A 7597-nucleotide genomic window follows, 5' to 3' on the forward strand; every position below is an offset into this window, starting at 1 on the left:
CGCTGCCGGAAGCATGAAAAAATATATTAGAAGATCAGAGGAATTGCTATGGATATATTCATTGGGATTATGATCCCCTTTATCGGGACAGCAGCGGGAGCTTCCTGCGTATTCTTTTTAAGGCAGGCCTTAAGGCCGAGAGTGCAGAAGGCCCTTCTGGGCTTTGCCTCCGGCGTCATGGTGGCTGCTTCCGTGTGGTCCCTTCTTATCCCGGCCATGGATATGAGCGAGGGCATGGGAAAGCTGGCCTTTGTTCCGGCGGCTGTTGGTTTTTTGCTGGGTATCGGCTTTCTGCTGTGCCTGGATGAGCTGGTACCCCATCTGCACATGGACAGCGATGAGCCCGAGGGGCCTAAAAGCGGCTGGAAGAAGAGCACCATGCTGGTGCTGGCAGTGACTCTCCACAATATTCCGGAGGGGATGGCCGTGGGCGTTGCCTTTGCAGGCCTTCTGGCAGAGGGAGGAAGGATCACCATGGCAGGCGCACTGGCCCTGTCTTTAGGGATCGCTATCCAGAATTTCCCGGAGGGGGCGATCATTTCCCTGCCCTTAAAGGAGGCAGCCGGGAAGAAGAAAGCTTTTGCCTATGGCATCCTGTCAGGGATCGTAGAGCCTATAGGGGCTGTGGTGATGCTGCTGCTGTCAGAGCATCTGGGTCCGGCTCTGCCTTACTTTCTGGCATTCGCAGCAGGAGCCATGATCTATGTGGTAGTGGAGGAATTGATACCGGAGTCCGCAGAGGGCGAACATTCCAATGTGGCAACACTGGGCTTTGCCGCCGGCTTTGTGGTTATGATGATACTGGATGTGGCGTTGGGATAAGAGAAGAACCAGATGAAAGAAAAACGCAGCGCTGGTACAGCAAATGGCAGAAATACCATTTGACGTACCAGCGCTTTTGCAGGCTGTTTGATCGAAATTTAATGAGCCATTAATTTTTTCAGATCTTCATAGAACGCAGGATAGGAGATGTTGACACACTCTGCATCCTTAATATCCGTGATCCCGTCAGCGCAAAGGGCAGTGACGGCAAAGGTCATGGCAATGCGGTGATCCTTGTGGCTGTCCACAGCAGCGCCGTGAAGCGGCTTGCCTCCCTGTATCACCATACCGTCCTCTGTCTCCCTGACGTCAGCACCCATGGCAGTGAGATTTTCCACCATGACGGCAATGCGGTTGGATTCCTTTACCTTTAATTCAGCGGCATCGCGTATCACGGTCTCGCCCTCTGCCATGGCAGCCATGGCGGCTAGCATGGGCAGCTCATCGATCAGGGTGGGGATAATAGCACCTCTGATCTCTGTGCCGTGAAGGCTGCTGTGGCGCACCAGAATGTCAGCAGTGGGCTCACCCTCATCCTGTTTGCCATGCAGCAGCTGGATATCAGCCCCCATCTGACGGCACACGTGGAGAATGCCGTCGCGGGTGGGGTTGATGCCCACATTTTTGATCAGGATCTCAGAGCCTGGGATCATTAGGCCGGCTGCGATAAAATAGGCGGCAGAGGAGATATCTCCCGGCACCATGACCTTTGTGCTGCAAAGCTGGGGAGCGGGCTGTATGGTGGCGGTAGTGCCTTCTGTGGACACATCTGCGCCAAAGAGCTTTAACATGAGCTCAGAATGGTTCCTGGAAACATAAGGCTCGGTCACGCTGGTGGGCCCCTCTGCGTAAAGTCCTGCAAGAAGGATGGCAGACTTTACCTGGGCGGAAGCGACCTTGGAGGTATAGTGGATGCCGTGAAGACGGCTGCCGCGGATCGCCAGAGGTGCACAGCCATTGCCGCGGATGCTCTGTATGTCAGCGCCCATCTGGGTCAGAGGATCGATGATCCGCTTCATGGGCCGCTTTTGGATGGACTCATCCCCGGTCAGTGTGACATCAAAGGACTGTCCGCTCAAAATACCAGAGATGATCCTGGTGGTAGTGCCGCTGTTGCCGCAGTCCAGGATTTCTGCAGGCTTTTTTAAGCCATGGAGGCCGTTTCCGTGTACAAGGACAAGGCTGCCTTTATTCTCAATGGAAACCCCCATTTTCTCAAAGCAGGAAATGGTGGAAAGGCAGTCAGCGCCCTGGAGAAAGCCGTGTATTTCGGTAGTGCCTTCAGCGAGAGAGCCGAACATGACTGCCCTGTGGGAAATTGATTTATCGCCCGGAACGGTGACTTCACCGCGCAGGCTTCCTTTTTTCTGAAATTCCATAATATCTTCCTTTTCTTCTGATAGCTGATTGTTACTGTTTACAGCCAATATCCCGCGAGGTGTTTTTTGTGAGTGAAGCGTAGCGAAAGTCACAGATTATTAGCCCGGTGGGGCAAACCCGAGGGTTGCGGCGCCAAACCGCGTTTTTTGCGGTTTGTGTGCATCGCGGAGCGTGTTATTGTTCACAGAACGGCTGCTTTTTAGCCGAGCTGTGAACAGTAACAGCTACTTGTCTTCCGTGCAGGCGGCTACATACGGAATAAGTCATATCTGTACTTTTCAAGCTGTGCCCAGGCTGCCTCCATAGCAGCTTCCTCGTAAAAGGCGATCTTTAATGCACCTTCCCCGCGCTCACGGTTGTTGTTGATGCCGATATTTTTGATGCTGATCCCCTTTGCAGCCAGGATAACAGAGAGGGTAGAGATGGAACCGGGCTCGTCCACAATGTCCACGGTGAACTCATAAGAGGGCTCCACAGATCCCTTTGCACGGTCTGTAATGGAGTTGCGGTAATCTCTGGAGGTTTCAAACAGCCGGTAGATGGAAGGGCTGCTGTGGCTTCTTACTGCATCCAGAATGTCATTTAAAGAGGCAATGTACTTCTCCAGCATATCTGCTATGGGCGCGGAATTTGCAACGCAGATCTGCTCCCACATTTCCGGGGAGGAGGAAGCGATCCTTGTGATATCCTTAAAGCCTCCGGCAGCAACACGCTTCATGGTGCCGTTTTCAGAGTCATTGTCTTTTACAAGGTTGACAAGGCTGGAGGCGATCAGGTGGGGCACATGGCTGATGGCAGCTACCACCTTGTCGTGCTCCCTGTAGTCGAGCACCAGGGGGATGGCTCCTAAGGTCCGGGCAACAGCGGTTATGCGCTCTATATTAGAGGAATGATCCGCCGTGCAGGCATCCTCTTTCCCTTTAGGCGCAACGCCTTCAGGAGGAGTTATAATATAGTAGGCATTTTCCAGCAGATGGTCTGTGGAGTTTTCATAGCCTGTTTTCTCTGAACCGGCCATGGGATGGCCGCCCACAAAGCAGTCCGTAAGGCCCTGGGCCAGGATCTCCCGGTGGATGTTCGTCTTTGTGCTGCCGACGTCTGTAATTAAGGCCCCGGGCTTTAAAAATGGACGTATGGCTGACAGGTACTGGGCATTGTATTCCACTGGCGTACAGAGGAAGATGAGGTCACATTCCCTCAAATGCTCGTCAATCCCGTCCAATATGACATCTACAATGCCATCTTTTTTTGCCTGCTCTAGCCTGGAGCGGGTGCGCATGTAGGCCATGATGCGGATATCGGGCCGGACACGCTTTAAGCCTCTGGCGATGGAGCCGCCGATGAGCCCCAGGCCGATAAAGGCGATCGTTGAATCTGTCATAGCTGCCTGTTTCATATAAACACCATCCTGTTACTATTTTACTTCAAAGGTCCTTCCTGCCAGCGCTGCGTAGGGCTTCAGGTCCTTCATCAGAGTATCAAATGCGTCAAAAGTAAGAGACTGTGGGCCGTCGGAGAGAGCACAGGCCGGGCAGGGATGCACTTCGATCATAAGACCGTCAGCTCCCACTGCCACAGCAGCCTTTGCAAGAGGCGCCACGTAGGCCCTTACGCCTGTTGCATGGCTGGGATCCACGATCACCGGAAGATGGCTCTTCTGGCGGATAACGGGAACAGCGCTGATATCCAGGGTATTGCGCGTGGAGGTCTCATAGGTGCGGATGCCGCGCTCACACAGCACAATGTTGGGATTTCCCTCAGAAATGATGTACTCTGCGGCATTCAGCCATTCATCTATGGTAGCACATAATCCGCGTTTTAACAATACAGGCAGGCCGGATTTTCCTGCCTCTTTTAAAAGCTCAAAGTTCTGCATATTCCTGGCGCCGATCTGGAGCATGTCCACGTATTTCGCGGCAGCCTCTATGGCATGGGCGCTGGTGACCTCGCAGATCACATTCAGGCCTGTGGCTTCCCTGGCTTCCTTCATATACTTTAAGCCCTCTTCCTCCAGGCCCTGGAAGGAGTAGGGGGAGGTGCGCGGCTTGTATGCACCGCCGCGCAGGAAGGTGGCTCCGGCCTTTTTCACTGCAAATGCGGTCTCCATCAGCTGTTCGCGGGATTCAATGGCACAGGGGCCTGCCATTACCGTCATGGTCCCAGGACCGATGTGGGTGTTTCCCACAGGGATCACAGAATCCTCAGGGTGGAATTTCTTGTTCACCAGCTTGTAGGATTCCGTGACAGGAACGATCTTGTCCACGTCCTCACTCATCTCGATGTTGCTCCCGTGAAGCTTTGTCTTGTCACCCACAACGCCGATGATGGTCACCTGAGAACCCTCGGAAAGATGGGGGTGAAGGCCTTTTGATTCAATGGTATCCGTTACTTTTTTGATTGCTTCCTTAGAAGCATTTGGCTTCATAATAATGATCATGTCCCTTGCTCCTTATCTATTCATTCTGCCTGCATTTCCAGCCAGTTTTTTTGCATATGTTAGTGTACGACTTCCGTTTGAAAAAGTCAACACTTTATAGCTTTAAACTTTTACACTTTTAAGCATGATTTCAAAGGAATAGAAAAATGTTGTGCAAAATTAAACATAATGCTTGAAAAATTCTGAAAAATTTAGTAAAATATACGCATGGCTTAAATATGAATGTACAGGAGGGAAGTTTATGAACGTATATGGTACTGAACAAATCCGCAACGTTGTATTACTTGGTCATGGAGGCGCAGGTAAGACGACCGTTGCGGAAGCACTGGCGCTGGTGACAGGTGTTACAAAGCGTATGGGTAAGGTAACCGACGGCAACACCATCAGCGATTATGATAAGGAAGAAATCAAGAGGCAGTTCTCCATTTCCACCACCCTGATTCCGCTGGAGTATACAGGTGAGAACGGCCCTATTAAAATTAACCTCTTAGATACGCCAGGATTTTTTGATTTTGTTGGAGAAGTAGAAGAAGCGATCAGCGTAGCTGATGCAGCCATTATCGTTGTAAACTGCAAGGCAGGCATTGAGCCCGGTACTGAGAAAGCATGGGAGATGTGTGAAAAGTACAACCTGCCCAGAATTATCTTCGTCACCAATATGGACGACGACCATGCCAGCTACCGTGAGCTGGTAGTAAAGCTGGAGACCCGCTTTGGACGCAAGATCGCGCCTTTCCAGCTGCCAATCCGTGAGAATGAAAAGTTCGTAGGTTTCGTCAATGTGGTTAAGATGGCAGGCCGCCGTTTTACCAGCTTAAGCGATTACGAGGAGTGTGCGATCCCTGATTATGTTCAGAAGAACCTGACCATTGCAAGGGATGCCCTGATCGAAGCTGTTGCCGAGACCAGTGAAGAATATATGGAGCGCTATTTCCTGGGCGAGGAGTTCACACAGGAGGAGATTTCCACCGCACTGCGTACCCATGTGATTGACGGTGAGATCGTGCCTGTTATGATGGGCTCCGGTATCAACTGCCAGGGCTTTAAGGTACTGCTCCAGGCCATTGACAAGTATTTCCCGTCACCGGATCATTTTGAGTGTATTGGTGTGGATGTTTCCACAGGAGAGCGCTTTACTGCCAAATATAACGACGATGTATCCCTTTCCGCAAGAGTGTTTAAGACCATTGTGGATCCATTTATCGGCAAATACTCCCTGCTGAAGATTTGTACCGGTACCTTAAAGGGAGATACCGTTGTCTACAATGTAAATAAGGACGCAGAGGAGAAGATCGGCAAGATCTATATCCTGCGGGGCAAGGATCAGATCGAGGTCCAGGAGCTGAAGGCCGGTGATATCGGCGCTGTTGCAAAGCTGACCGTGACACAGACAGGAGATACCATGGCTGTGCGTACTGCTCCTATCGTATACCACAAGCCGGAGATCTCCACCCCTTATACCTACATGGCTTACAAGGCAGCCAACAAGGGCGAGGATGACAAGGTTTCCACTGCTCTGTCACGTATGATGGAGGAGGATCAGACCTTAAAGGTGCTCAACGACGCAGAGAACCGCCAGTCCCTGATCTACGGCATCGGAGACCAGCAGTTAGATGTGGTTGTCAGCAAGCTCCAGTCCCGTTATAAGGTAGATATCGTACTTTCCAAGCCGAAATTCGCATTCCGCGAGACCCTGCGCAAGAAGGTAAAGGTACAGGGCAAGCACAAGAAGCAGTCCGGCGGACACGGACAGTACGGCGATGTTATCATGGAATTCGAGCCATCCGGCGACTTAGAGACACCATACGTATTTGAGGAGAAGGTATTTGGCGGCTCCGTTCCGAAGAACTACTTCCCGGCAGTGGAAAAGGGACTTCAGGAATGCGTTCTCAAGGGACCGCTGGCAGGCTATCCTGTTGTAGGCTTAAAGGCTACTCTGTTAGATGGTTCCTACCATCCGGTAGACTCCTCCGAGATGGCATTTAAGATGGCTACCATCCTGGCCTTCAAGCAGGGCTTCATGGATGCGAACCCTGTTCTGTTAGAGCCTATCGCTTCCCTGAAGGTAACGGTTCCGGACCGCTTCACAGGCGATGTTATGGGTGACTTAAACCGCAGAAGAGGCCGCGTGCTGGGCATGAATTCCGACCACCACGGCAAACAGACCATTGAGGCAGATATCCCGATGTCTGAGCTCTTTGGCTACAACACAGACCTGCGCTCTATGACAGGCGGTATCGGCGTTTACGAGTACGAGTTCAGCCGCTATGAGCAGGCTCCCGGCGATGTCCAGAAGCGTGAGGTAGAGGCAAGAGCCGCAGCGAAGGACGAATAAGATCAGGATCATTCAGCCGCCCGGAGGGGGAAGAACGTGCTTCCGGGCGGTTGCTTTCCGTAAAAAAGTTTATTTTTGTTGCAAATGTCACGGTATGAAAACCGAATCTGTGCTATAGTAAAGACGCAAAACGGAAATAATAAAAACAGTGGAGCGTCAAAACGCGACACAAAAAATAAAAATATTACAATTAGGAGGACATTTATCATGAAGAAATATCAGTGTGAACCATGCGGATACATTTACGACCCGGAGGCAGGAGATCCGGACGGCGGCATCGCACCAGGAACTGCTTTTGAGGATATTCCGGAGGATTGGGTATGTCCGATCTGCGGATTAGGCAAGGACGTATTTGTTCCGGTTGAGGAATAAGATGCGGTATAAAGGGGCTCAGGCGGGATAAACCGTCTGGGCTCTTTTTCTGTAAGCTGCTTCTGGACCAGTTCAGAGGCATTTGTGCGGGGACGAATAGGAGGGAACAGGAGGGAGGAGCGATTATCTCTCAGAAAGAACTTGAAATGCAGCCTCCATGGTTTATGCTATTACTATGAAAGTCCTGCCGCCGGATAGGCGGCATGTATTCAGGTATGCCAAATGCGTCCACCAGACTTTCGCGGTGCGGT

The 7597-nt window shown here is 51.6% G+C and carries 6 protein-coding genes; 3 read left to right on the top strand and 3 right to left on the bottom strand.

Annotated features, from left to right (window positions below):
- Nucleotides 1-48 precede the first annotated feature (48 nt).
- Complete coding sequence (locus LIZ87_RS21625) at nucleotides 49-822, top strand: ZIP family metal transporter (protein WP_227149183.1); 774 nt, start codon at nucleotides 49-51, stop codon at nucleotides 820-822.
- Between the two features lie 98 nt (nucleotides 823-920).
- On the opposite strand, the gene aroA is transcribed toward LIZ87_RS21625, so the two are convergent.
- The 3 genes from aroA to aroF all read right to left on the bottom strand — a co-directional run bounded on the left by aroA (nucleotide 921) and on the right by aroF (nucleotide 4639).
- A complete protein-coding gene (gene aroA, locus LIZ87_RS21630) occupies nucleotides 921-2201 on the bottom strand; it encodes a 3-phosphoshikimate 1-carboxyvinyltransferase (protein WP_227149184.1) in 1281 nt (426 codons plus the stop codon).
- 248 nt (nucleotides 2202-2449) lie between these two features.
- A complete protein-coding gene (locus LIZ87_RS21635; protein ID WP_227149185.1) occupies nucleotides 2450-3598 on the bottom strand; it encodes a prephenate dehydrogenase in 1149 nt (382 codons plus the stop codon).
- Between the two features lie 18 nt (nucleotides 3599-3616).
- On the bottom strand, nucleotides 3617-4639 hold the full coding sequence (aroF, locus tag LIZ87_RS21640) for a 3-deoxy-7-phosphoheptulonate synthase (protein WP_178315960.1): 1023 nt from the start codon (nucleotides 4637-4639) through the stop codon (nucleotides 3617-3619).
- A gap of 241 nt (nucleotides 4640-4880) precedes the next feature.
- Between aroF and LIZ87_RS21645 the strand changes: the two genes are divergently transcribed.
- A complete protein-coding gene (locus LIZ87_RS21645) occupies nucleotides 4881-6974 on the top strand; it encodes an elongation factor G (RefSeq protein ID WP_178315961.1) in 2094 nt (697 codons plus the stop codon).
- 207 nt (nucleotides 6975-7181) lie between these two features.
- Nucleotides 7182-7346: a rubredoxin gene (gene rd / locus LIZ87_RS21650; protein ID WP_178315962.1), complete on the top strand. Its 165-nt coding sequence runs from the start codon at nucleotides 7182-7184 to the stop codon at nucleotides 7344-7346.
- Nucleotides 7347-7597: the final 251 nt, after the last annotated feature.

Origin of the sequence: Lacrimispora sp. 210928-DFI.3.58 (assembly GCF_020554865.1) — a bacterium.
Classification (GTDB): Bacteria; Bacillota; Clostridia; order Lachnospirales; family Lachnospiraceae; genus Enterocloster.

What these genes read in the sequence shown, in the direction of transcription:
- LIZ87_RS21645 (WP_178315961.1), top strand. Translation starts at nt 4,881, where the DNA reads ATGAACGTATATGGTACTGAACAAATCCGCAACGTTGTATTACTTGGT.
- aroF (WP_178315960.1), bottom strand. Translation starts at nt 4,639, where the DNA reads ATGATCATTATTATGAAGCCAAATGCTTCTAAGGAAGCAATCAAAAAA.
- rd (WP_178315962.1), top strand. Translation starts at nt 7,182, where the DNA reads ATGAAGAAATATCAGTGTGAACCATGCGGATACATTTACGACCCGGAG.
- LIZ87_RS21625 (WP_227149183.1), top strand. Translation starts at nt 49, where the DNA reads ATGGATATATTCATTGGGATTATGATCCCCTTTATCGGGACAGCAGCG.
- aroA (WP_227149184.1), bottom strand. Translation starts at nt 2,201, where the DNA reads ATGGAATTTCAGAAAAAAGGAAGCCTGCGCGGTGAAGTCACCGTTCCG.
- LIZ87_RS21635 (WP_227149185.1), bottom strand. Translation starts at nt 3,598, where the DNA reads ATGAAACAGGCAGCTATGACAGATTCAACGATCGCCTTTATCGGCCTG.